Below are 26923 nucleotides of genomic sequence, written 5' to 3'. Positions count from 1 at the left end.
AATCGTTACATCAGCTTATTGCGCGGGTATAGAACTCAAAGAGAAGAATATTAAACTCAAAACGTTACTCGATAAATTCGCAAGTCAACCACTTGAATTAACAGTACGTTGGAAGAAAAATGGACCCGAGTATAGACTTATCTATTTACCGGATGAAAAGCGCCCCGTTTTTCTTGTTACTAATTTAAAAGAAGTACAGTTTAACTTTGACGAGTTACTCGATATATACGCAACTCGTTGGCAAATTGAGTTACTTTTCAAAGAGCTAAAGTCATGGAACAACCTTAAGGGATTTATCACACGAGACCTACATATTGCCGAATCACTGGTTTGGTTGAGCATACTGCAAACACTGATCAAGCGTTTTATCTGCCATAGTGCAGCGACGATGTTTAAGTGTGCGATCTCGACATTTAGAGCGAGCAAGTGCAGTTATCTTTGGTTGGATGATATTCTAGGTTGCATGGAGCAAACACGGTGCAGCCACAAGATACACCGTGTACTAAAGCTACTAGCGGAAAATTGTAAGCGTCAATCCATTGAAAAAGAGAGTGACATTTGCCGTTTTAAAATAGGAAGTTACGCGATCAATGTTCCTTAAGAACTAAGCTATGAAGGTATATTATGCGGCGGTAATCAGTATTTAAAATAGACTAGCTAAACTGAATTCTGGCCAAGAGAGGTAAAAGTGGCTCTACTCATAAATAATAAATTCATTAACTGCGATAGCTATAAGCTTTTCAATTAAATTACTTAAAAAACAATGGTTTGAAATATTTTGTGCTGCGATTTTTAGTGATTCATAAGCACTCAGATAGTATCTTAAAAACAGCCTTAAAAGGCAAATTGTATTAACTAAAAAATTAAAAACACAAACTTACTAAACAATTTATGGTGAAGATTAATTAGTTTTTAGTACTTCAGTCATTTAAATTTATTTAAGTCAAGCTGGCTACTACTATCTAGTTTAAATTTTCGGAGTTTAACGTTCTCTTTGAAATAGCGATTCAATTTTTAAGATTTTACAAAGTATTTTAATTCAATATTCGTTATACAGGATTGAGTTTACCTATTAAGATTATTGATTGATAAAGGGTGAATTAGGTATAATTCTCCTTTTACAGGGAGTAGTAAGTTGTCATTTCCTCAAGTATCTGTCATCGGTAATGCTAAGATAAAATCGTCTCAATTACAGGATATGGCTGAGGCCGTAGGCTTAATTATTAATGATCTTGGCTTTCATCTGGTTTGTGGTGGTTTGGGTGGCGTAATGGAAGCCAGTTGTAAAGGGCATAAATCAGGGGCTGAACCAAGTCAAACAATCGGCATACTGCCCTCTTTTAAAGAGAATACAGCAAATAAGTACACTGATATTATTATACCATCTGGGTTGGATGTTGGTCGTAATCAGCTAATTGTCTCTAGCGGATTTGCCGTTGTTGTTTTGGGTGGTGGTGCTGGGACCCTAAGTGAAATAGCTTTGGCATCCCAAATAAACAAGCCAATACTTTTGATGAAAGGCTCTGGGGGCTGGGCTGATATATTGACCGATGAGTATTTAGATCAACGTTGTAATTCAAAGCTCTATCATATTAGTAGTTTAGATGAATTAAGAATAACGCTTCAAAAATTGTCTTTGCATGAGTCAAAAAGTGGTTCTGTAGACAGTGGTCATAATCGATGAAATTACTAATCCCAATAAGTTACTTTTTCGGAAATCCAAAAAGTGAGTTGTGGCAATTAGATACAGAGACAAAGAAAAGGAGTTTGTTAGCCACCCTACCTTCCTCTGAGAGAGATGTTGCTGGCAAAGGCTTGACCAGTGTTACATGGATTAGCAATGACTTGCTTGTGGGTTGTGATTTTAATCGTGTATTTATTATTGATCGTAAATTATGTGAGTTAAAAAAAATAAATACAGACGAACAATTCAATGATTTACACCACGTTAGCTTTGATGGTCATTTCATTCATATAGCTAATACAGGCCGTGATTGTGTCGATGTTTTAGACAATCAATTACAGTCTGTCAGCCGAATAGAGTTTCTTCCAATAGAAGAAATATCATCAAGGGTTAAAGGGGAATATAAAGCTCAAGGTGATTATTACGATTGTGAAGCGATAAAAATTGATTTTCACCTACGCAAGGTGCCTGATTCTCTGCATATCAATCATGTAATCCGAGTGGGTAAAGAACTTGCAAACAAAGTTATCGTTACAAGTTTTAAAAAAAAATGTTTAGTTGACGCTAAAACTCTAGAGCCACTCAGTAATAATTTACCAGAACAACCCCATGATGGCTTCATTGACAATAAGTATATTTGGATAACCACTGTTTCAGGGAAAGTGTTTCGTTCAAAGCTATCGCTACCTTTTAATTTTGAATTGTTTTTTGATCTATTTCGGGTAGTAAAGTTCAAAGGGTGGTGTCGGGGTTTATTAGTTGCTAATGACACTTTATTTATTGGAGTAACTGCTATTCATAAGGAAAATAATCGAACAAACTGGCTTAATAGTCCAGTGAAGAATACTCGAACGGGAGTTTATCAGATCAATTTAGCCTCATTAAATATTGAACACTTCTACGATTTTAGTCACACAAACGGTTCCCGTATATTTTCAATAATCAGTGATTATTTTGATGGATAAGCAACCAAGGATTTATATGTTTCATCGTGTCCTTAAAAATTACGATGAAAAGAACTATTACTATCAACGACAAACAGCCATTAGTTGGAAGAAGTTCATCGAACTGCTTGATACTATAGAGAAAAAAGGTTGGAAAACTAAGCCAATTTCTGCTCTGGCGAAAGGATATACACATAATGATGTATTTATTACTTTCGATGATGGATATAGAGATAATATTGGTGCATTTGATGAATTAATTAATCGTGGAATGATCGCTACAGTTTATCCCGTGAAGGATTTTGTTTTAGATGGTTTTTCTCCGATAGATGATATGGCTCTTCACTTGATGTTGACACCGAATGTACCTAAAGACCTTAGTCTATCATTGCTCGGTGGGCGATTAAAAAGAATATTACGAGGTATAACAGCCTCGAGATATAGGTATCTCCGACAACGTTTGTTTGGCATAGATGTGGATGCGGATTCTACTCATTTATTTATGCAGGAGCATCATCTAAAACTGTACAATAGCCAAGGAATTGAACTGGGTATTCACGGGTGTAGCCACAGAGCATTTACCCAACTTTCTCCAAGTGAGCTAAATAAAGAGTTAACTGAAAATTATAATTGGATCAGAGGATTGGAATGTAGAGAATCGATGTCTATTTGCTTCCCTCATGGTAAACATAATAAGAAAGTAATTGAGCAAAGCCAGCTATTTGGCTTAATTCATTTAGGTGTCGACTGTGAGACATTTTACCCATCAGTTTTAAGGAGAATACATATTACGGAAGATTATTGTGGGTGACCTTAATGCTAAGCTTTGCGCATTGCTCAAGAATCAATTAGAGACTTTTCCATTTCACAATTTAGGGCAGTTATTGGGGAAGAAGGTTATTAATGGGGGGACTTGTTTTGATCACGCACTAAGCTTGCGCGCTCACATAACTAAAATGGGGCTTAGCGGAACATTACATGAGGCTGAGGTTTGCATGACAGGTTTAAACTCACATCGTTTGATCCGAGTTGAATCTTCAGACAAGGTTAGCTTTTTAGATTCTGGCACGGGCTGGCCAACTATGTATCAGGCTCATGCTTGCGATATCTATCGAGAGTATACATCAGCAGGAATACGCTTTCGAATTGTCAAAGAGTCAAACAAGCTTCTTGTCAAACGACACGATGGTCGACAATGGCGTGATATGAACCGTATTGCATTAGTCGCTCAAAATGAAGAGATTATATTATCCAAATACCCTAACAGGTATCTCCAACAACTGCCTTACAGCCAAGAACTTCGGTTTTGCTGGTTAATGAATGAAAAGTTTTATCGAATTACAGGTTTCTGTTTAGCAGTATACGAAGCAGGAAAAAATACTCAAAAATACAGCCTAACACCGATAGAGCTTTTGAGTTTTGTCCAGAGTAGCTTTCCCGAATTGATTTCGGACTTAAAAATATATCTAGAGAGTATTAGTTGATGTGCGGGTTTGTTGTAAGTGTCACTGAAGGACAATCTAATTTAAATAAGAAAGTAGGAAAGGATATTCTATCTCGGGGCGAAGACCATTCTAGTTTAGAAACCATTCATTTTAATGGAATACCTATACATTTTGAATTTTCGCATTTATTTATAACTTCTCCCCAAGTTGTTCAACCAATACAAAGTATGTCGAAAATTTTAGTACTGAATGGTGAGATATATAATTATCAAGAATTGGCTGAGATACTTGGTCTCGAATTAAATAAGTTTAATGATGTAGGTATTTTTTTTGAGTGTATAGAGCGTTACGGTTTAACTCAGGCCATGACGATGGCAAATGGAATGTACTCAGGTGTTCTTTTCGATAAATCAACGGGAGATTTGAGAGTTTTTACAGATCATGTTGGTAAAAAGCCTTTGCTCGTTTGGAATAGTAGTATGGGATGGCATATAGGAACGGGCGTTGATACTGGTTATATAGATGCATACACTAATACGTTAGATGTAATCTCCCCTGGAGTATCAAAGTTTGATATAAAAACTGGGGTAGTATGCAAAGAATACCTCCATCAATACACTGTGACCAATAAACGAAGCTTTGTTGATATTATAGAAAGTGCTATAGCACTTCGAATTCCTAAGGATATCCCATTCGCTGTAGCTTTAAGTGGTGGGCTAGATAGTTCGATTATTGCTTATATTTTAGAGACAAGATTAAGCAAAAGTGCAAGATATTACGTCGTGGCTGACAGTTATCCCGATTCAGTTTTGACGTTATTAGAACATCTAAAGGTTTGTCCTAGTCGTGTCGTTTTAATTAAGCCACCGACACAAAGTGAGCTCTTAGGATTAATTAAAAAAACATGCGAAATTACAAAAAGCTATAACCCTTCAATTATATCAAATGGACTAGCAACATTATTACTCAGTAAGGCTGTACAAGCAGACGGTATCCGCGTTTTGTTATCAGGTGAAGGTGCAGATGAGTATTTCTGTGGTTATCAAGGAATGTACAATGGTCGTAATGACCCTGAGAAAATGAGAGCTTGTTTGATTGAAAACCTCCATTACACGGAATTGAGACGCTTAGATCTTATTACTGCTAGCCATAGTATAGAGGCTCGTTGCCCATTTTTAGATAATCGCGTCACTCAGTTTGCATTAGCACATGACGTTCAAGATCTTTGCGACATTTCTTTGAACGTGGGAAAAACAATACTAAGAGATACATTTAAACATGTATTACCCAACTCAATAATTCATGCTCCTAAAGAGCCTTTCGATATTACCTCAGGTTTGCAAAAAATGGTTATAGATGAATTAAAGAAAATATCTACGACAGAAAGAACAGCATTAAGATCCATTTTTGAACAAATTATGGATAACACTTCTATAGCTAATCATCATTACTTCTCCCATTACCCAACTTTTGACACGATGATTGAACGACGTGAGCTTAAATACAAGCAGAGGGATATATGATCGATAATCAAGTGGTTGCAGTCGTTGGGCTAGGGTATGTCGGGTATCCGCTTGCAATAGCATTTGGTCAGCATATCCAAACAGTAGGTTTTGACATAAACGAAACTAGAATCTCTGAATTACATGAAAGTAATGATCGCACCAATGAAAGCGATATTAAGTTAGTTGAAAGTGCTGAGCATTTAACTTTGTCTAATGATCTAGAGTGTATTCGAAGAGCGAATATATATATTGTCACTACACCTACTCCAGTTGATAAGGCATACCAACCGGAGTTAAGTGCGGTATTGAATGCTGCAAAGATGGTTGGCTCTGTGATTTCAACTAACGATATTGTTGTCCTAGAATCTACAGTATATCCTGGTGTTACAGAGGGAGTGTTTGCTTCTGAAATTGAAAAAACAAGTGGATTGCTTGCAAATATTGACTTTCAGCTAGGGTACAGTCCTGAGCGGATTAATCCAGGAGATGAGCTTCATCGCTTACAACATATAGTAAAGGTTGTTTCTGCCACAAATACATCTACTTTAGAAATATTATCTCAATTATATGAACTTATAGTTCCTGCTGGAGTATTAAAAGCTGAGTCAATAAGAACAGCTGAGTTATCTAAGTTAATAGAAAACACCCAGTGTGATGTTAATGTTGCATTTATAAACGAAATGTATCAGTTGTCGGGCAAGTTGAAATTAGATTTTAACAAGGTATTAGAATGCGCCAGTAGTAAGTGGAATTTTCTAGATTTTAAACCTGGGTTAGTTGGTGGACACTGCGTTGCTGTTGATCCGTATTACTTAATTCATTCTCAGGTTATGAATGGAGTTGCACCTCGTATAACAAATACAGCACGGCAAGTTAACGGGGATATGGTTAGTTACGTTGCAAATACATTTTTGAAAAAGTTAATTCGGGCTGGCCTTTCACTACCTTCCACAAGAATATTAATCTTGGGTGTGAGTTTTAAACCCAACTGTCCTGACGTTAGAAACTCTAAACATTTTGAAGTTATAAGAGAGTTGATAGATTTTGGAGCAAAGCCACTTATTTACGACCCAGTTGTTAAGTGGGAAGATACCCAAAACTGCATTGTTGAAGAACAAATGCCTACAGGCCCTTTTGATGCGATATTGTTACTTGTACCTCACGATGAAATTGTTCGAGATTTACGATGCAATGGGGCCTCTCTGATACATGAAAACACCATTTTCTTCTCTTTAGACTCACAATATACAGATTTACTGAAATGACTATAGAATTAACAGAATATAATAAATTCATCTCTATGGCCTCAATTGTTGGGGATTCCCTAGGTAATAAAAATGCTATTGATTTTGTTACTAGCTTCCTTGAAGGTTTAGGCTTCGATGTTCGGGTTTCAAATACTAAACATACAGCTCAACCTACAATAATAGCGCACTATTCAGGACGGTTATGTGATAAAAAAATAGTCATTTATGGTCATTATGATGTTGCACCTGTGAAAAGTGAGAATAATTGGCTCAGTGAAAACCCATTCTTATTAAAACGTATCAATGGTCGTATTTATGGACGAGGAATAGCCGATAACAAGGGGCCTCTGTTATCCCGCATGCTCGCTATGAAATCATTAATATTATCGGAAAAAGCAATCCCTGAAATTATGTGGTTAATTCAAGGTGAGGAAGAAATTATGCATGGGGATAGAGTTGCCTATGATATTTTTAAGCATGAAATAAGTTCATTTGGTGCAAATACTTACATTGAAGAAACAGGATTTAATAATTTAGACACAGGATCTCAAATTGCATTTCTATGGTCACCATCTCTGACTGATTTACAGTTATCTTCGTGGCATGATTTACTAAATCACAGCTTGGATAATCCGAATATCGAATATCGTCATCTAAATAAGCTAAATGGCATCAAAGCTTGTCCTCTTCTAGCCAATTTGCCCAAAGACTCTGTTTATATTGGTTTTGGTCCTAATGATCGCTTGCATAATATCCATCAAGACAATGAATCATTAGATGAGAGTAATCTTTTAAAACACCAAAAACAATTTGAAAATTTTTTAGCAAATTATGCGTCGTATAGCCATGCAGTCTAACAACATCATTAACGTGGTATTGGCCAGTGCTGATATAAAAGTGGCAAACAGTCTGTTGAAAAGCATGTATCAAGCGTTACCTAGTTTTGAGATTAAAGCGTCCATCTTATTATTTGGCATAACAGAGCCAAGAAAAATTTATCAGTTTTGTCCTCCAGTTGAAATAATAGATATAGTTACGTACTACCCACCTATTGTGGATAGTCGAAATATCTGCCAAGAATACCTTCGTCGTAAAATGAACGAATTTGGGGGAATCGGATTTATACTTGATGATGATTTATCTTGGACACTTCCTGAAATTGAATTTATTACTGTGCTTGAAAAATTGAAAAAAGCGGGTTGTGATATGGCTTTTAGTGCGCTATCTGGTGATTCACCAATCCCAAAGGAATATACTCGAACAAGCCCCTTACTCGATGTTTTGATAGCCATTGCAGTCCAATATAATGACTCTAAGACTTTGAAAATAAAAGAATATATTGCAAAGGTGAATGTGTCGAAAAAAAGCGAAAGTAATATCAATATTCATCATGACTTTTATACTTTTACCCATAAAAAATTTCATAAATATGATGTGGATATAGCAACTATCAATTGGCATAATTTCATCGATCGATTAGTAAAGGGTAAATCTACAACCCGAACTACACCAACACCAATTACAATAACGCCAGCAAAAGGAAGAGAGCGGGGTGGTGCAACTCTTATACTAAATATTGATGTATTACTTTGTAAAAATGATTCAATGCGCTATTTGAATTTATATAGCCGCCGAAGTGATATGATTATGGCAACGGATGCTGCGAATTATAACTTTAAACTATTTAATACTCCGCCTATGTTAAAACACCTCAGAGATGAAGCATTTGATACCCATGACAGTAAAAAGTTAATAGGCGATATACTTGGGTATGCGCTTGTTGAATCTAAAGAAGGAGCTAATTTTTGTGCGAAAAAATTTGAGACAAACGTATCTCAACGAATTGAACATACAAAGTTTTTGCTAATGGAATCATCAAAAATGATGGAGTTACTAGATGTATGGTTAAAAAATAATAATTATATTGAGTTGGGTGTAAGTAGCTTGGTTAAATCCATGATTGAAGAAAATGAGAAAACCCACTCAGCGCTCACATCCATTGACTTAGGGATTGTTCAGCAGTCCTTTAATACATTTATTACTAATAGAATTCATGTTTTTAAACCAAATGAAAGAAAAGTATCGGCTTCTTAGATTTCGTTTAGCATTATGGTTTTGTTGTTTATTTAAACTAACTACCCGTTAAATGCTTATCCATGGCGTACGTATTATCAAGCTGTTGCTCTATTAAGCTAATCGTTTGTTTATTTACATCAAGTGCTTTAGCGGTGTCTTTAAAGTTGAAAATAATCTCTGCTATTTCAGATATGATCACTTGTACTTGTTTCCAATTAGCATAACCTGCTGCAGAGGCCAGCTTTTGAATCGCTTTTAGTGGTGGGTTCTTTCTAAATCCAGCAAACGAAGTCGCATGCTCGTTAAAAGGGTGAGGACTAAAAGTGACATCAGAAAAAGGCGCTAAATCCCACTCACCAGAATCTTCTTGTAAAAAAGCCCTGTTTTTACTGTGGTCGTCTTGGTTACAGCTAAATAAATTAAACATAGCCCGACGAAATTGTAATTGTCCTGCAGCAGGTGATTTGCATAAAACACGGCTCGCTTTAAGGCAAGCCATTGCTTTGCACCGATTCCTTCTGGAGCAGGTACCAGTAATCGTTGAGGTGGGTTTAATCCCGCTTGTTCAGCTAAATCCAAATACACAGCTTCACATAATCCTTCTTCATGTCCTAAAGCGAGGTTTTTTAATGTGAATTTTATTAACCAAGCATCATCGCCCGTTTTAGGCTTTGTTCTACATTCTTGTATATTATTGTCAGGAAAATAAATTTGAGCTTTAGGGCGTGCACCGCCGGAGCTGCCAGCAGCCACTAACGCAGAAAGTACTTCTTCTGTCTGCCCGTCAAATATTGCTTGGGCTTGTTGACCTCATGTAGCAAGACCAGCTTCATCGTCATTTGTGCCACCATAATGAGTTTCAGGTGTAAACGATAATGCGCCATAGCACAATGGCCAACAAAAGATAAGCGGTCCATTTGGGTCACAAAGTTAGGCATTATATTATTTTGTCTGAATACACGGTCCTGTAGTAGTAACCCCCACCCATCAGGTAAGCAATCAGAAAAGACCCCATGCAATCCATTATGTGGGCTTTTAGGTGCTAATTGAACATCTCTATTGAAGGCGAGTGAGAATGGCGAAAGATTACCATATGTGTCTAAATAGCCTTGATCGAATTAAAAGTAAACACCTTGCCTATTTTGAGCAAGTACACCAACCATTAACTCTGTTGAGTCTGACAGTGTACGTTTTACTTCTAGATTTTCTATGGGTTTAAAGGCCATTGTTTAATACCTGATCAATAGAAGTTGGCGCATTCTTACCTTGAGCTGGCGCTTTTGTTAAGTCATATAAACGAGTTAAATCGTCCAGTGTTTGCCATAAAAGCAATAGCTGCCTGAATGAAATAAGCCCTGTAACCTCAAACTTTTTTATTGTAGATGCAGGTACTGTGCTTTTTTTAGCTAACGCCTCGCGTGACATTTTTGCTTTTTTGCGACGCTCTTTTAAATGCTCAGCAAAAGCCAGCTGCACATCACCTTCGCTTAATAATAAATAATAAATAATTAATGATAGAACCTCGCGAACTTGATTGGACATTACAGTGTCCATTTTTGGGTTGTAAAGTTAATGGTTGAATGCGAATTAACTAATATGATTTTTATTGATTGAGATCAACAAGGAAACCCAGCATAAAATGCATAATTTGCGGCTGCAAATTTATGCTAGAAGTACTAGCTTTAATAAATGAGGTTAGAGAGTGGCTTTACTAATAAATAGTAAGTGCATTAACTGTGATATGTGCGATCCAGAGTGCCCAAATGAAGCGATTTATATGGGCGCTAAAATTTACCAAATCGACCCTGCAAAATGCACCGAATGCGTAGGCCACTACGACAAACCTACGTGCGTGAGTGTATGCCCAATTGACTGCATAAAGCCCGATCCTAATCACCGTGAAAGTATAGATGAGCTGGCAGAGAAATATGTGAGGTTAACGGGGTAGTTTGTCGGTTGGTTTTTATGCTTAATGGGTTACGAAGCGAAAGTGGCGATACTGTCGCAATAATCAAACTGCTCGCATATTGCGTATTGTGAGCGATAAATATCCCTTCATATATTTTTAATTAAGTCTCAATAATTCGTGCTCTTTACGGTATGATAACTCAATAATTTGTATTGATATTCTGGTCTGAGATAGTTATGGAAACCGCACCTAAAAAAACCGCCACAAAGCCCGCTACTAAAAAAGTTGCTAAAAAAACCACAAAACAAGCACAAGTCGGGTTTGAAGAATCGCTTTGGGATGCCGCCAATAAACTACGTGGCAGTGTTGAATCAGCCGAATATAAACACATTGTTTTAAGCTTAATCTTTCTTAAATTTATTAGTGATAAGTTTGAAGTACGTCAAAAAGCCATTATTGCCGAGTATGGTGATGAATACATCGATATGGTTGACTTTTACGCGATGGATAACGTGTTTTACCTACCAGAAGACGCTCGCTGGTCATACATTCAAGCCAACGCCAAGCAAGGCGATATCGCTGTAAAAATAGATACCGCCCTGCACGGCGTTGAAAAAAACAATAAATCACTCGCGGGCGCATTGCCCGATAACTACTTTTCACGCTTAGGGCTTGATGCCAGTAAGCTCTCAGCGTTAATCGATACCATTAATAATATCGACACCATTGCCAACCAAAACGAAAAAACAGAAGAAGACTTAGTTGGCCGTGTGTACGAATACTTTTTAGGTAAATTTGCTGCATCTGAAGGTAAAGGCGGAGGCGAGTTCTATACGCCTAAGTCAATCGTTACACTCATTGCTGATATGATTGAACCATTCGAAGGTAAAATTTACGACCCCTGTTGTGGCTCGGGCGGTATGTTTGTGCAATCGCTTAAGTTTATTAATAGCCATAACGGTAACCAAAAAAATGTGTCTATTTATGGGCAAGAGTACACCAACACCACCTATAAATTGGCGAAAATGAACCTCGCCGTGCGCGGTATTTCGGGCAACTTAGGCGATGTAGCGGGCGATACCTTTTTTAAAGATCAGCACCCTGACCTAAAAGCCGATTACATTATGGCAAACCCACCGTTTAACCAAAAACAGTGGCGCGCCGATAACGAATTAGTTGACGATGCCCGCTGGGCGGGTTACCCAACACCGCCTACCGGTAATGCCAACTATGCGTGGATCATGCACATGATCTCAAAACTCAGCGAACATGGCACCGCAGGCTTTGTACTGGCTAATGGCTCAATGAGTTCAAACACCAGTGGCGAGGGCGATATTCGCCAAAAAATAATCGAAAATGATTTAGTCGATTGTATGATAGCCCTACCAGGGCAGTTGTTTTACACCACACAAATTCCGGTGTGTTTATGGTTTATAAGTAAAGACAAACGCGGTAATAACGAAAAAGGCCTACTAAAGCGCCGCGATCGCCAAGGCGAAACGCTATTTATAGACGCCCGCGAAATGGGCACTATGGTTAACCGCACCTTAAAAGAACTCACCAACGACGACATAGCTAAAATTACCCAAACCTACCATATTTGGCGCGGCGAAGAGCTAACCACTGAAACTGCGAAGCCAGAAAGCGCAGATAAAGAGCAAAGCGCACAAAAAGAGCAAAGCGAAAATAAAGAGCAAGAGTACAAAGATGTCGCCGGTTACTGTAAATCAGCCACCCTTGCCGATATAAAAGCGAACGACTACGTACTTACACCAGGGCGCTATGTCGGCGCGGCCGATATTATCGACGATGGCATCCCGTTCGAAACTAAAATGAGCGAACTTAGCCAAACCCTATATAGCCAAATGAATCAAGCCGATGAGCTTGATAACGCTATTCGTAAAAACTTGCAGGCCTTAGGCTATGGTGAAGAGCGTGATGGAGCAAAACGTAATGACTCATAGTGAAGAACAACCATCGACTCAAAACGAGCACTTATTAGTTGATATTCGCCGCATTGTTGAGCAAGCCCGTGGGCAAGTTAAACAAACTGTTAATACCGCCATGCTACAAGCGTATTGGCAAATAGGGCGCTTAATTGTAGAAGATGAGCAAGGCGGTGAAACACGCGCAGCCTACGGCAAAGCAACATTAAAACGTTTATCGCAGCAACTCAGCACAGATTATGGCAGAGGATTTGACATAACCAACCTGCGTAATATGCGCCGCTTTTATCTCGCCTTTGAAAAACGAGACGCAGTGCGTCTCGAATTAAGCTGGACGCATTATCGTGTACTATTACGGATAGATAATTCAACTGCGCGCAACTGGTATCGAGATGAAGCCATTTTACAAAATTGGTCGGCGCGCGCGTTAGAACGTCAAATTGGTACGCTTTACTACGAGCGTTTGCTCTCAAGTAAAAATAAACAACCCGTAGAGCAAGAAGCACAACAAAACACACAAGTATTGGCAGAGTCCGCAAAAGACTACCTGCGCGATCCCTACATTTTAGATTTTTTAAACCTGCAAGACAAAAGCTATCAAGAGAACGACCTAGAGCAAGGCATTATAAATAACTTACAACAATTTTTATTAGAGCTTGGTAAAGGCTTTGCTTTTGTAGAGCGCCAAAAACGCATTCGCTTTGATGACGAAGATTTTTATATCGACCTCGTTTTTTACAATTTTAAACTTAAGTGTTTTTTATTGCTTGATTTAAAAATTGGCAAACTCAAACACCAAGATATAGGCCAAATGGACACCTACATTCGCTTGTACGATGATCGATACACCAGCAGCGACGATAACCCTACTATTGGCTTGGTCTTATGCAGTGAAAAAAGCGAAGCCGTTGTTAAATACTCTGTACTGAGCGACCAAAAACAGCTGTTTGCTGCAAAATATTTAGCCCATCTACCGAGCGAAGAAGAATTACGCATAGAACTCCAAAAAGAGCGCGAACGTGTGCAAGCGCAATTGCTTAATCAGCAAGTTAAAGGCCAAGATGATGAATAAACAAATAGTGGGTGTTGTTGATAGCCGAATGGGCGAAGCAAAAGTGTTAGATAGAGCTATTCGTGAAAATGCGGAGGCGCTGGGTTATGGGGAGTAAAGTTAAACTAGGGAGCTTACTTTCTCTATTGACGGATTATCATGCGAACGGTGCGTATAAAAAGCTTAAAGAAAATGTAGAGTTGTTTGATGAACCTGATTATGCAGTAATGATAAGAACTACAAATTTCGAACAGAAAAATTTTGACTCTAATCTAAAATATATTTCTGAGCACGCTTATAACTTTCTCGAAAAATCCAAAGTTAAGGCTGGTGATATTATAATGAATAAAATAGCTAATGCAGGTAGTAGCTATTTAATGCCTGAGCTTAATTGTCCTGTTTCACTTGCAATGAATTTATTTTTACTAAGAATTGACGACGATAAAGCTAATTCCACTTTTGTATATTTGTATTTAAAACTCAATGAAGATTATGTAAAAAGTTTTGCAAATGGCTCTGTAACTAAAACCATTACAAAAGAAGTAGTAAGAAATCTAGAGATAGAGCTACCTGAAAGGTCAATACAAGATTATATTGTTAAAGTGTATATGGATTATGTTAGTAAATTGACCCTGAACCAAAAAACCAACCAAACCTTAGAACAAATGGCGCAGGCGTTATTTAAAAGTTGGTTTGTTGATTTTGATCCCGTGTTCGACAACCTACTTGCTAGCGTTGATTTTAACTTAGAAAACCTTGAAACTAGTCTGCCTGACGAGTTAAAACTAAAAGCGCAGCGCCGCTTAGTGGCACTAAACAGTTTAGAAAATGTGGCACAATACAAAGCGTCACTCATTGCGCTTGCTCACGAGTTACAAGCACTCTCACCAACAAAAGAAGCAACACAATCAGCAGAGAAAGGCACTGAAACACCCGTTAAAGCAAACTTTAACACCAACCCTAATATATTGGCCCAACACGCCAATACCCACGCCCACTTCCCCAATGAGTTCGAGCACAACGAACAACTAGGCTGGATACCAAAGGGGTGGGAAGATGTTAAAGTTAATGAAATGGTTCGAACCGTTTCGGAAACTTACCCTCTTAAATCAGTAGGTAAAGTCATTTTTTTGAATACAGGTGACATTTTGGAAGGCAAATTTCTCCATAGTGAGTTTTCTAATACTGAAGGACTACCAGGACAAGCTAAAAAGTCTATTAAAAAGGGAGATATTTTATACAGTGAAATACGACCTAAAAATAAACGTTTTGCGCTGGTAAATTTTGACGGCTCTGAACATGTTGTTTCTACTAAGTTGATGGTGCTAAGACCTAATGAAGGTTTTGAAGAGTTATTTCCATACTTTGTATTGACCCAAGAACATAACATATCTCTTCTACAACAAGCGGCAGAGTCTCGTTCCGGAACATTTCCTCAAATTACTTTCACTGAATTGGCGATGATTAAAATAGCATTACCAAAAGATAAAAAGTTAATTAATATATTTATAAGTAGCTTCTTAAAAGATCATTTTTCTAAAAAAGATAAACGTGACTTTCAAAATAAAACTTTGACCAAACTCCGTGATACTTTGCTACCCAAACTCATCTCTGGCGAACTACAAATACCCGATTTAGCCACCGACGATGAAACGGCAGATTAATACATAAGCAGAGCACTTAACCGTTTAAAATAATAACAATAAGGATGTTTGATGAAATTTACTGAAGCCAAATTAGAACAAGCGGTGGTTGAGTTATTAGGTGAACAAGGCTACCCGCATTTACTAGGCGGGCATCTCACTCGCAATAATAGCGATGTATTAATTAAAGACGACCTCTGTGCTTTTTTAACCAAGCGCTACGCTAAAAATAATATTACCACCGGTGAAGTAGACTCAATAATTGCAAAGCTTGAAAAGCTGCCTGCCAGTGATTTATACGAGAGCAATAAAACCTTTTGTAAGTGGCTAAGTGACGGCTTTTTACTGAGTCGCGAGCGTGGCAGAGTGGCAGGCAGCGCGGCACAAAAAGATTTGTATATTCAGCTGCTAGATTACGACAACGTTGAGCAAGGCATTAAAAGTAGCCTAATAGCAGGCAGTGCTATGGCTGCTTTGGATAATGTGAATGAAGCGAGCGTAACTTACCTGCAAGACGACAACATTTACCGCTTTGTTACTCAGTTAGAAATAGAAAGCCCCACAAGCTACGACAATATTGAACTGCGTATTCCCGATGGCATTTTATATGTGAATGGCTTGCCGCTGGTGGTGTTTGAATTTAAAAGTGCGATACGCGAGCAAGCCCCTATATTTGAAGCGTATGAGCAGTTAACTGTTCGGTATAAACGCGCTATTCCTCAGCTATTTGTGTTTAATACCTTGTGCGTTATAAGCGATGGTGTAAACAACAAAATGGGTAACTTATTTGCGCCGTATCAGTTTTTTTACTCGTGGGGAAAAGTAACGGGGCAAGAGCTGACCGCGCAAGAGGGCATTAACTCATTACATACCTTATTGCAGGGCTTGTTTGATAAAGCGCGCTTGCGCGATGTAATGCGCAACTTTGTGTTCTTCCCTGATTCTGATAATAAAAACGCGGGTAAAAAAGAGACAAAAATAGTGCCCCGTTACCCGCAATATTACGCTGCTAAAAAGTTGTTTGAAAATATAAAGCTGCATTTAAAGCCAAAGGGTGATGGTAAAGGTGGTACGTACTTTGGCGCAACGGGTTGTGGTAAAAGTTACACCATGCAATTTTTAACACGCTTGTTGATGAAAAGCGTTGAACTTAAAAGCCCCACCATTATTTTAATTACCGACCGCACCGATTTAGACGATCAACTCTCCCAGCAGTTTGGTAATGCTAAAACCTACATTGGCGACGACACAGTTAAAACAGTCACCAGCCGTACTCACTTACGCGAGTTACTTAAAGGGCGTAATAGTGGCGGTGTATTTTTAACGACCATTCATAAGTTTACCGAAGACACTCAGCTTTTAACTGATCGCACTAACGTTATTTGTATTTCTGATGAGGCGCATCGTAGCCAAGTTAATCTTGATCAAAAAATTACTATTACCGACAAAGGCCCTAATGCCGGAGTAAAAAAAACCTTTGGCTTTGCTAAATACCTGCACGACTCACTGCCCAATGCCACCTATGTTGGTTTTACTGGCACGCCAGTCGACGCGACTTTAGATGTATTTGGTGAAGTGGTTGACTCGTACACCATGACCGAATCGGTCAAAGATGAAATAACCGTGCGCATAGTTTACGAAGGCCGCGCGGCCAAAGTGTGTTTAAACAACAGTAAGCTGGCCGAAATTGAAGCCTATTACAAAGAATGCGCCGATGCTGGCAGTAACGAGCTGCAAATAGAAGACAGTAAAAAAGCCACCGCCAACATGAATAGCATTTTAGGTGACCCAGACCGTATTAAAGTGTTAGCAAAAGATTTTGTACAGCACTACGAAAAACGTGTTGAAGAATGCTCAACGGTTGCAGGTAAGGCAATGTTTGTGTGCAGCTCGCGTGGCATTGCTTATCAGTTGTATCAAGAATTAGAAGAATTACGCCCACATTGGTTTGATGTAGTCGACTCTTTAAACGAGCAGGATAACGCTCAAAATTTATCGGATACCGAGCGAAAGCGTGCTATTAGCGAAGGCCGTATTGCAGCCCCTTCTGAAAAAGTAAAAATGGTAATGACCCGTGGAAAAGACGACGTAGCACGCTTATATAATTTACTAGGCAGTAAAGACGAGCGTAAAGAGCTTGATAAGCAATTTAAAAATAAACATTCAAACTTCAAAATAGCCATAGTGGTAGATATGTGGCTAACCGGTTTTGACGTGCCATTTTTAGACACCATGTACATAGACAAGCCACTGCAAAAGCACAGCTTAATACAAACTATTTCGCGGGTTAATCGCCAGTTCGAAGGCAAAGATAAAGGCCTAGTGGTTGATTATATTGGTATTAAATCTGAAATGAATAAAGCGTTAGCGCAGTATTCAAAAACAGACGAAACCAATTTTGAAGATATTACCGCCTCGGTTATTGAAGTAAAAAATCACTTAGCATTACTTGCTCAGTTATTTCATAAATTTGACAGCAGCGCGTACTTTACAGGCGAAGCAGTTACGCAGCTAAATAGCTTAAACCACGCCGCCGAGTTTGCGCTTATTACCGAAAAGCGCCGAAAACGCTTTATGGATTTAGTTAAGCGTTTAAAAGCCGCTTACGATGTATGTTGTGGTAGTGAAAAAATTAACGAAAACGAGCGTAACCACATTCACTTTTACCTCGCTATTCGCTCTATTATTTACAAGCTAACCAAAGGCGAAGCGCCCGATACCGCGCAAATGAACGCCAAAGTACGCGAAATGATAGCCGAAGCCCTACAAAGCGACGGCGTAGAAGAAGTATTTAAACTCGGTAATGAAGACGGCGGCGAAATCGACATTTTTAATGATGACTACATCGCTAAAATAGAAAAAATAAAACTCCCCAATACCAAAATTAAAATACTGCAACAAATGTTAGCCAAAGCGATTGGCGAGCTTAAAAAAGTAAACCAAACCCAAGGTATCGACTTTACTAAACGCTTTGAATCGCTAGTTCAACGCTACAACGAGCGAAAAGAAGATGACGTACTGGTAAGCAGCGTACTAGATGACTTTTCAGAAAGCATGGTTGATATGATTTACAGCGTACGCGACGAAATGAACGCCGGCGACGAGCTAGGAATCGATATTGAAGAAAAAGGCTTTTACGATGCATTAAAAGCACTTGCCGTTAAATACGACTTTGACTACCCCGAAGATAAGCTCATTGAGCTTGCCCAAGCGGTAAAAGTAATCGTAGACGACAAAGTTAAATTTGTAGATTGGAACCACCGCGAAGACATTAAATCATCCCTAAGAGTAGAGCTTATTTTAATACTGGCTAAATTTAAGTACCCACCAATCAGCCGCGATGAAGTATACAAAGAAATATTTGAACAAGCGCAGAGCGTGAAAGCGAATAAAGAGGGGTAAAACATCCGTTAACTCGTTTATTTTGCTGACTGAGTTTGCAATATTTCGGTTGAGTGCTTTTTATTTACTTTAATAAAATAACGGCCTAAGAAGGTTTACATGACAATAATAAACTGGGGTCTACTTGGCCCTGATAAACTTGAATCTGAACGACGTACTCGCACCTTGGGTCTTGCAGTTGCTGTACGTGCATTTAATGACTTGGCAGTACCTAATTTAGGTGGGGTAAAATTTAGTAAAAATGTTTTTTTAGCCTGTTTGGGCATTCATGTGGCTGAAAAAGTAAGATTAGAAGGTAAGCAGGTAAGTAACATACAAGTTGCAAATGTAATTGAAGCGCTCGGCTGTATTTTGTCGTTTGAAAAAAATAATTGGCAGTCTGATGAAAGGTTAAGGGGAAACTCCAAGTTAGCAGGTGCAAAAGATTTATCATATAAAGTAGTTGGCGCTAACAATTATTATGTAACACAGCCTATGCGTATGGCTACTGTGCAATTATTACCAGGGCTTGGGTTAGTTGAATCACAAGGAGAGCGATTTAATAGCTATAGTTTGAACGACAATGGATTGAAGTTAGTTATTGCCGGCTGCGCTGATTTTAAATGTCATAACAGTAGTATTGTTAATTTTTTAGTTAAGTGGGTGCTAGGTAATCATAGAAGCCCTAGAGTAAGTGGTTTAATAAAGGCGCTAGCGCCTATTTATAGTTTAGCGGCAGACGCTAAAGCCATTTTAAAAGATCGTTTGGTTTCTGGTAATGATGAGTCTGCACTTCGAAGAAGAAATGCATTAACGTGGGTTAGTAATATAAATACAAACCCATGTATAAATTGGCGAAAACCATCAGAATTAACAGACTTACATTTTAAAGACATAAAAAGCGGAGCTTACTTTTTCATACTCAGAGATAGTGTGATGATGTTATTAGACGCTATTGAAACCGCAGTTGCTAATGAAAAGTCGGGGAGTTTAGATTTACGTAAAGGCACTCCTTTAGATTTGCAAAACGCATTAACCAGAGTGAAGTCGGCAGCAACTAGTTTTGTTAATTTAAGCCATGATCCTACGCCTGATAAATTAGCGCTGAGTTTTGCACGTGAATGCTTACAAAGTCAGGATGAATTAATTATTTTAAGTGTTGTTGAAAGAGATAATTTAGTACTTAAAGTAAGAGATAAAGCTGTTATTAAAGGATCTGCTTTTGGTGGCGAGCAGCAAGAAGCTAACGACGCTGGCGAAACAGAAAGCTTGTTTCCAAAAGGCGTTTCATTTCGTTTTTGGAACTTGTATTTACTGAATATTGACTTCGATGGGCAGCTTGATATGTGGCTAAATAAAAAGGAGAAAGCAGATGAGTAATCCATTACCACTTTCTTTATCGGCTTATTTTGTGCCACCGACAGATTGTATTGGTGAATTTGGCTTGTTGACTGGATATTCGGCAGATACTCACTTTTTTAATGATGCACTTGATAAGTTTACGCAAACAATTAAATCACAAAGAGCCTATGAAGGAAGTGGTTATTTAGCCATGATGTTAGACCCAAACCATCACCAGATATCTGCGGTTGACTGCCCTGGGTTGGTTCATTTAGCAGCTAAATCTAATACAGAAAAAAAGTTTAGATTGTTACATGCAAAAGTAGCGTTATTACTATTTAAAAATAAGCTAACAGAGCAAAAAATTATTAGGGTTATTGTGTCTACGGGGAATTGGACACGCCAAACAATAGAAGACAGTTTAGATATGGTTTGGTCGATTGATTATGAAGTAGCCTATAGTGATAATCATCAAGTGCAAACTGATATTGCCAAGGTGAATGATTTTATCAATCACACTTTAACTTTTTTTAATATCGATATATTAAATAGCGTAAGAATAGAAAATAAAGCAACAGCAATAGCAACAACAACAGCGACAGCGTTAAGGTTTAAACACTATCAACATGTTTTAGGTGAAATTAAGCCAGTAAAAAATGTACAACCTCGCTTTTTTGATAATACAAAGCAAGCACTCATTACACAGTTACCACATTTAATAAAAACACATAGTAATAATACAAAGTGCAATTATTTAGCCCTTGGTTCTGGTTTTTATGAAGGTGGAGATAATAAGAGCAAAGTGCCAAAAGTGATTTCTGAGATTGAAAAAGTATTACAGCAGGCTGGTCTCTTAACTAAAACAGCTGAAAAAGATATTTATGTCAACCCTGATAATTGTCAACTAGTCGCTCAAACTTTAGATATATTAAATACAAATGATTGGTCAGTTAGGCCTGCTTACGATGCTGTTTATCAAAGTAAAAATTATCGAAGATCATTGCATGCAAAGTTTATATTTTCAGCCAAAAATGGAAGTGACGATATCTGCAAAAGATCATGGTTGTATTTAGGGTCAGGAAATTTAACAACGCCTGGCTTTTTAAGTAAAGCAAGTTTGCATGGCGGCAACCTAGAAGCGGGAGTTGTGTTTTCTCCAAAAGAATTGAGTTGGTATGGCGAAGATGACTCAGCTAATTGTATTAGTGATAAATTGCCTATTAATTGGGATGAAGAAACTATTATTACAGATGCTACGCAGTTGTGCTCAGGGAAAGGGATGCCAGAACTCGACGGTGAATTTGTAGCTGCACCGATAAGTTATTTTACTATTTGTAGCTTAACTAAGACAGGTTGCTTATTACGACCTAATACTGATGATACAAAAAGCTATCAAGTTTGGTACGCTGAAAATTACGCGTGTGAGTGTAAAGGTGAAAATATAATTTGGCCCGATAATACTCCGAGGCAAGTGAAAGTTACGTGGAATATCAAAGATGAGACGCACAGCATTTATATACCTGTATTCGATGAGTTTGGACGAATGGCAGCAACCGCTTTGCCTGAGTTAGAGATAGATGACGCATGGAACTTGCTAGGCGCATTCCCTACTTTGCCCGCAGAGGACGGTTTCGATGGCGAGGTGCTAGATGAAAGTCATTCAGTGGCATTAAATTGTCAGCAAGAGGCATCAGGTTCTAATTATTATATAAATAAAATGATGTTATTGATTGAACATGTAGCACAAAAACAAACAGAACTAGATCCATTCAACTGGGAACAGTGGTGTTATCGTTTAGAGCAAATATTTTGTCAAATGAGTAAGTCAGCAGCAATCTTTTACTTTAAAGAAATTAATATTAATCCATTGTCCCCTTTATGGGCAGCCCCTTTTAGACCTCTTTTTGCAGAAGACTCAAGTACTGAGCAAGGTCGTTTATATGAGTCATTATTAAGAAAAATTGAACATAGTTTGGAATTGAATCAGTTAATAACGCTTGGAGGCAAAGGTGAGTAATTTTTTAGGTTGGGAAAAGGTTGCTAAAATAATAAAAGATACTCTCGCATTCAATGAGCGTCTGAACTCAACCCAAAAAGAAAGTGTAAATGCGATATTAAATAGGATAGCTAACACAGGAGTAATTATTGCTGATGAAGTTGGCATGGGTAAAACACGAATAGCAGTTGAGCTTATCCATGCTGTTAAACAAGCAGGTGGTCGTACAGCCATTATTGTGCCCACAACATTAGGATTCCAATGGCAAAAAGAGCTTAATGATCGCGAAGCAGATTTAGCGCCACAGCACACAGTAAATAGTCTCTGGCGTTTTATGTCTGCTTGGGCTGATGGTGATAAGCAAGAGCATTGGGATAAACAGTCGGTTATTTTATTATCTCAAAATTTTGCGAATTGGCGCATTGGTGGTAATTCTCATTCAAGTCGTTGGGCACTGCTACCAGAAGTGTATGCACAGTGGCGAAAAGCTAAAAATAACAGGTTACCTAATGGTTACAATAGCCATGAAGACCTAAAATATATGGATGCTGAATATTGCGCACGTAGAATAGTTGAACAAACATATTACTTATCGAATAGTGATCCTAGAAAGAAAATTTTATATTGCATCATTGAAAACTTTGAATGGGGTGTAAATTCATTTGGCGGGGATAATTTTTCTGCTGGAAGTGAATACCGAAATTTGTTGGAAAAAACGGTAGGTTTAGGACTCGGTTCATTTGACTTAGTTGTTATAGATGAAGCACATAAAAGTCGAGGTGAAAGCAGTAGCTTAAGCCGAATTTTGAATGAAATTATTATTCAAAATGATAATGGTCGCCGGTTAGCTATGACGGCTACACCTGTTGAGTTAAATGTTGAGCAATGGCAACAAATGCTCAATAGAATAGAGTTATCCGAATCTGATCAGCAGCCTATTTTAAAGAGTGTTGATAACTATGCTAAAGCTGTCGCTAAACTCAAGTTATATTGGAAGGTTGATGAGCAATCTCGGTTGAGTTTTCAGCGGGCCGCTAGAGCGTTTGAGAATTCGTTGAAACCTTATTTATTAAGAAGGGATAAGCGACAAGACCCAACAATTCAACAATTTCACTCTGTTTCAAATTTACCAATTAATGCATATAGGAAGCATACCCAGGTAGAAATTAAAGTAGAAGAACTATCAGAGCAGTGGAAGCAAATAGTGTGCTCTGTTGAAGGGCTATCTGCTGCTTCAATTATGCAAGATGCGACTTCAAAAAGAGCACGACTTACACTAGCTAATGGTCACGGGATTGCTGCAATTATAGATAACTCAGCTTATTCATCTCATGAAGATGACGATGACGAGCTAGAAAATGATTTGAACAATGATGATAGTAAAAAGCTTCAACGGGCTCACTGGTGGAAAAAACAGATTACTGAGGTATATGCAAGTGGAGATGAATCGTTATATCAACATCCTGCATTATTAAAAGTTATTTCAGAAATTGAAAATAATTTAATGTTGGGTCAAAAAGCATTAGTGTTTGGTAAGTTGACCAAGCCTATGAGGATATTAGTTAATTTATTAAATGCAAGAGAAATGCTACGCAGGCTAGATAAAAAAGAGTTTTGGCCTCAAACTAAAGTTCATATCAGTGATAAAGAAAATGATGACTCTGAAGTGCATGCGGCCAAATTTGCGTCAAAGCAACTTGGTTTAAATTGGAGTATTGATGAAATAAATGATCGTTTAAAACGTCAATATGAAAAGCATGCTAATCAAGTTGATCAAACTAAACAACACCTGATTGAAAATATTGAACACTCAATCTCTTTATTGGATACACGTTGTGAACAGCTCTTCAAAGCATTTAAAAAATCTGTTGAACAAGCCTGCTCAGAGGAACATGCTGTTCTTACCTTTATGACGCGTGCTATTTATGAGCTATCAGATTCAAGCGATTTTAATTTAACATCTGAAGAGGTTGCTCAGGGTTTTATTGATCTAATGGGTGCAGTCACAGCAGAGAATGAAGGTGATGCCGATGGTGATGGTCAATTAGATGAAAAAGAAGCAAGCAAGCTTTGGCCCTGTATAGAAGCAAGGGTAAAAGAAGAGTATGAACATGTTAGAGGTGGCATGGCGCGCTTAATGTATGGGAATACATCAGCGGCAAGTCGTCGCATGTTACAGCTGGGTTTTAATCGTAAGAACAGTTTTCCTTATGTGTTAGTTGCACAGTCAGTAGTTGGAAGAGAAGGGTTAAATTTACATCAAGCTTGTCGGTTCGTATATTTATTACACCCAGAGTGGAATCCTGGCGTTGTTGAGCAACAAATAGGTCGTGTTGATAGGCTCGGATCTCGTTGGGAGAAAGAGTTTTATGAGCAACAAGACCAAGGGGGAGAGCTTCCGTTTATTGAAATTAAGCAGGTTATATTTAAGGGAACTTATGACGAATATAATTGGCAGGTATTGCATGCACGCTGGGATCAACTTCGCTCACAATTACATGGAGTTGTCATCCCTATAAGTGAACGAGATGATGCGTTTTCACATTATTATGATGAATTATGCTCAGCTGCACCGGATTTTACTCCTTGATATAAAAGTTTATTAATGAATTCACATCGTCATTTATTTATTCTCGAGCTTGTGCCAATGGGGCCAAGCTCTATCTCGACACAACAATTACAACAGCAGTTAATTGAACGTGGCTTTGACCTTTCAACCCGAATGCTCCAGCGCGACTTGCAATCACTTTACGAGCAAGGTTGCTTCGGTCTTGAAAAAGATACGCGGAGTAAACCGTATGGTTGGTCTATCAATGCGCAGTGGCGCGGTGTTAACGAAAAAGTAATGAGCAGCGAAGTGGCTGAACATTATTTGTTGTTGGAGCAGTTATTACCGCAATCTGTCCCCAGTGAGGTTAAGCAGTCAGTGCATATTAAAGCAGAGCAGGCGTTAAAGCGTGTTAATGGCCATCTGCCTGAGTGGCTCTCAACTCTGCCTAAGCCTTCGTTAAAAGTGAATGTTGATAGTCAGTTAGTGGCGCAAATTGAGCATGCGATTAAACATAAGCGTGCAGTGAGTGCTGAGCTATACAGGGTGCTGTACGATGAGGCGCATTGGTTAAAGTTTGCTGAATTGAGTTTTTATAATTTAGTTGAACAAGGCGGTGTTTTAATGGCGCAGTTTATGGTGGGGTCGCTTCACGATAAGTGCTATCAAATGCCGGTTTATCGCATTCGCAATGTACACATTTTGCAAAAGACACGACGTGAGCCAAGTGCTGAGCAACTAAAATCGTTACGTAGCGCTATTAATAAAGGTATGAAGCAAGAGGCTATTGAGTTAGTTGTGGCAGTACCCAGCCACTCGGCAGTTAATCAAGGTTTTATTGAACTTGGTGAGCTGACTGACAAACAATATATTGACGATAAAAATGTATTACTCACCTATCAAACGATTGATACAGAACAACTCACCAATGAGCTATTTAAATGTGCTCATTGGCTTGAAGTTATAAAACCTGAGCAAATCAGGAAAAGAATCATCACAAAACTTAAAGCGGCTGCTAGTAACTATCAATAACTCTAATTAGTTGGATGCGTCAATTTTTGACGCACCGGTTTGTTATGCTCCTTTAAAAGTTAAGGAGTAGTTATGTTTCAATTAATTGAGCAGCAAGATGGTTTATCTATTGGTGTATTTGGCATTGGAGGTTGTGGCTGTAATACGTTAAATAGTATTTATGAGCAGCGCGAGAGTAAACAAGCAAAGTTATTTAGTGTTAATACCGATAAAGTAGTGCTCGAACATACCCAAAGTGATGATGCCGTGCTGATTGGCGCTGAACTGACACATGGTGCTGGCGCCGATCCTGAGGTTGGTTTACAAGCGGCGCAAGAAAGCAAAGATCAACTGTTAACATTAATAAATAGCTGCGATATTTTATTGTGCGCAACAGGGCTAGGTGGTGGTACTGGTACCGGCGCGAGTCCTTATATCGCAGAGCTTGCTCGTGAACAAAATAAGCCTGTGATATTTGTTGCAACACTGCCTTTTAGCAGTGAAGGGCAGTTTAGATCACATGTTGCACAAACCGGGTTGAACGCCTTAAAAGAGCATGCAAATGCAGTGATCACTTTACCTAATGATCAGCTGATTCAGGTGTTAGGGGATGACGTTGATTTATTTGATGCATTTAAACACAGCAACCAAATATTACACTCACTTATCAAATCATTGATTGATATGCTGTGCTATCAAGGTTTGATTAACGTTGATTTAAATGACTTTGCGAAAATTATGGATTGCAAAGGTGATGCTGTTTTAGGTGTGGGTAAATGTGATCTTGAGGATGAATTCCCTAACGCACTTGATGACGCGCTCAATAATCCGTTAGTGAACCAAGTGGATATGTCATCCAGTTCGGGTGTTATTGTGCAAGTAAACTGTAAAGACGAGATCTCATTAGGAAGTTATAATCTCATTACCGACACGGTTCGCCAACAAGTAAGCCCTAATGCGCTAGTGATCTGTGGTGTATCTAAAATTGAGAGCTTAGCAACTAATTATGAGCTGTTGATCATCGCAACCTGTGCAAGCGCTAAGATGATTGTTGAACCTTTCAATAATGCGCCTAGTAGCGAAGTCGAACAGTCGCCAGCTGCAAGAGTTAAACCTCAAGCTTCTGATATTTTTGACATACCAGCGTTTATACGTAACCAAGCTCCAGCACCATCTGGAAAATAACTATTATTATA

At 38.4% G+C, this 26923-nt stretch carries 21 protein-coding genes; 19 read left to right on the top strand and 2 right to left on the bottom strand.

Going from position 1 to position 26923, the window contains the following annotated elements; translation table 11 throughout:
• The 9 genes from HJP15_RS10435 to HJP15_RS10395 form a co-directional block, all read left to right on the top strand.
• The coding region (locus HJP15_RS10435; RefSeq protein WP_170173726.1) for a transposase at nt 1-601 on the top strand (601 nt) is incomplete at its 5' end.
• A 534-nt stretch (nt 602-1135) separates the two neighbouring features.
• Nucleotides 1136-1684, top strand: coding sequence for a TIGR00725 family protein (locus HJP15_RS10430; RefSeq protein ID WP_170173725.1), 549 nt, complete (start codon nt 1136-1138; stop codon nt 1682-1684).
• On the top strand, nt 1681-2649 hold the full coding sequence (locus HJP15_RS10425; protein WP_170173724.1) for a hypothetical protein: 969 nt from the start codon (nt 1681-1683) through the stop codon (nt 2647-2649). Before HJP15_RS10430 ends, HJP15_RS10425 begins: the two co-directional genes overlap by 4 nt.
• A gap of 16 nt (nt 2650-2665) precedes the next feature.
• Nucleotides 2666-3439: a polysaccharide deacetylase family protein gene (locus HJP15_RS10420; protein WP_249365839.1), complete on the top strand. Its 774-nt coding sequence runs from the start codon at nt 2666-2668 to the stop codon at nt 3437-3439.
• Entirely contained in the window at nt 3432-4112 is a 681-nt protein-coding gene (locus HJP15_RS10415) for an arylamine N-acetyltransferase (RefSeq protein ID WP_170173722.1), read from the top strand. The genes HJP15_RS10420 and HJP15_RS10415 overlap by 8 nt, the downstream gene beginning before the upstream one ends.
• Complete coding sequence (locus tag HJP15_RS10410; RefSeq protein ID WP_170173721.1) at nt 4112-5596, top strand: asparagine synthase-related protein; 1485 nt, start codon at nt 4112-4114, stop codon at nt 5594-5596. The genes HJP15_RS10415 and HJP15_RS10410 overlap by 1 nt, the downstream gene beginning before the upstream one ends.
• Nucleotides 5593-6843, top strand: a complete 1251-nt coding sequence (locus HJP15_RS10405) for a nucleotide sugar dehydrogenase (RefSeq protein WP_170173720.1) — start codon at nt 5593-5595, stop codon at nt 6841-6843. Before HJP15_RS10410 ends, HJP15_RS10405 begins: the two co-directional genes overlap by 4 nt.
• Entirely contained in the window at nt 6840-7682 is an 843-nt protein-coding gene (locus tag HJP15_RS10400) for a M20/M25/M40 family metallo-hydrolase (RefSeq protein WP_249365838.1), read from the top strand. The genes HJP15_RS10405 and HJP15_RS10400 overlap by 4 nt, the downstream gene beginning before the upstream one ends.
• The gene (locus tag HJP15_RS10395) at nt 7657-8919 is read left to right on the top strand and encodes a hypothetical protein (protein WP_170173719.1); all 1263 of its coding nucleotides are present in this window, start codon (nt 7657-7659) and stop codon (nt 8917-8919) included. The genes HJP15_RS10400 and HJP15_RS10395 overlap by 26 nt, the downstream gene beginning before the upstream one ends.
• 37 nt (nt 8920-8956) lie before the next feature.
• Here the strand turns inward: HJP15_RS10395 and HJP15_RS21920 are convergent, their stop codons facing one another.
• Both HJP15_RS21920 and HJP15_RS10385 read right to left on the bottom strand, forming a co-directional pair.
• Nucleotides 8957-9400 carry a HipA domain-containing protein gene (locus HJP15_RS21920; protein WP_249365837.1) on the bottom strand — a complete coding sequence of 148 codons (444 nt, stop codon included), beginning with the start codon at nt 9398-9400 and terminating at the stop codon, nt 8957-8959.
• A 716-nt stretch (nt 9401-10116) separates the two neighbouring features.
• Nucleotides 10117-10407, bottom strand: coding sequence for a helix-turn-helix domain-containing protein (locus HJP15_RS10385; protein ID WP_349304621.1), 291 nt, complete (start codon nt 10405-10407; stop codon nt 10117-10119).
• A gap of 196 nt (nt 10408-10603) precedes the next feature.
• On the opposite strand from HJP15_RS10385, the gene HJP15_RS10380 reads away from it, so the two are divergent.
• The 10 genes from HJP15_RS10380 (at nt 10604) to HJP15_RS10335 (ending at nt 26912) form a co-directional block, all read left to right on the top strand.
• Complete coding sequence (locus HJP15_RS10380) at nt 10604-10849, top strand: YfhL family 4Fe-4S dicluster ferredoxin (protein WP_082355570.1); 246 nt, start codon at nt 10604-10606, stop codon at nt 10847-10849.
• A gap of 197 nt (nt 10850-11046) precedes the next feature.
• Complete coding sequence (locus tag HJP15_RS10375; RefSeq protein ID WP_170173718.1) at nt 11047-12774, top strand: type I restriction-modification system subunit M; 1728 nt, start codon at nt 11047-11049, stop codon at nt 12772-12774.
• Nucleotides 12749-13828, top strand: a complete 1080-nt coding sequence (locus HJP15_RS10370) for a PDDEXK nuclease domain-containing protein (protein ID WP_249365843.1) — start codon at nt 12749-12751, stop codon at nt 13826-13828. The genes HJP15_RS10375 and HJP15_RS10370 overlap by 26 nt, the downstream gene beginning before the upstream one ends.
• Before the next feature lie 86 nt (nt 13829-13914).
• Nucleotides 13915-15471: a restriction endonuclease subunit S gene (locus tag HJP15_RS10365; protein ID WP_170173717.1), complete on the top strand. Its 1557-nt coding sequence runs from the start codon at nt 13915-13917 to the stop codon at nt 15469-15471.
• Nucleotides 15472-15522: 51 nt separating this feature from the next.
• On the top strand, nt 15523-18852 hold the full coding sequence (locus tag HJP15_RS10360) for a type I restriction endonuclease subunit R (RefSeq protein ID WP_170173716.1): 3330 nt from the start codon (nt 15523-15525) through the stop codon (nt 18850-18852).
• 99 nt (nt 18853-18951) lie between these two features.
• Complete coding sequence (locus HJP15_RS10355; RefSeq protein ID WP_170173715.1) at nt 18952-20211, top strand: hypothetical protein; 1260 nt, start codon at nt 18952-18954, stop codon at nt 20209-20211.
• Nucleotides 20204-22189: a phospholipase D-like domain-containing protein gene (locus HJP15_RS10350; RefSeq protein WP_170173714.1), complete on the top strand. Its 1986-nt coding sequence runs from the start codon at nt 20204-20206 to the stop codon at nt 22187-22189. Before HJP15_RS10355 ends, HJP15_RS10350 begins: the two co-directional genes overlap by 8 nt.
• Nucleotides 22182-24758 carry a DEAD/DEAH box helicase family protein gene (locus HJP15_RS10345; protein WP_170173713.1) on the top strand — a complete coding sequence of 859 codons (2577 nt, stop codon included), beginning with the start codon at nt 22182-22184 and terminating at the stop codon, nt 24756-24758. Before HJP15_RS10350 ends, HJP15_RS10345 begins: the two co-directional genes overlap by 8 nt.
• Before the next feature lie 15 nt (nt 24759-24773).
• Nucleotides 24774-25748, top strand: coding sequence for a helix-turn-helix transcriptional regulator (locus HJP15_RS10340; protein ID WP_170173712.1), 975 nt, complete (start codon nt 24774-24776; stop codon nt 25746-25748).
• A 72-nt stretch (nt 25749-25820) separates the two neighbouring features.
• Nucleotides 25821-26912: a cell division protein FtsZ gene (locus HJP15_RS10335; protein ID WP_170173711.1), complete on the top strand. Its 1092-nt coding sequence runs from the start codon at nt 25821-25823 to the stop codon at nt 26910-26912.
• The last annotated feature ends 11 nt before the right edge of the window (nt 26913-26923 follow it).

This window comes from Pseudoalteromonas sp. NEC-BIFX-2020_002 (assembly GCF_013002825.1).
GTDB lineage: Bacteria > Pseudomonadota > Gammaproteobacteria > Enterobacterales > Alteromonadaceae > Pseudoalteromonas > Pseudoalteromonas neustonica.
This window is presented reverse-complemented; position numbering and strand designations above follow the sequence as displayed.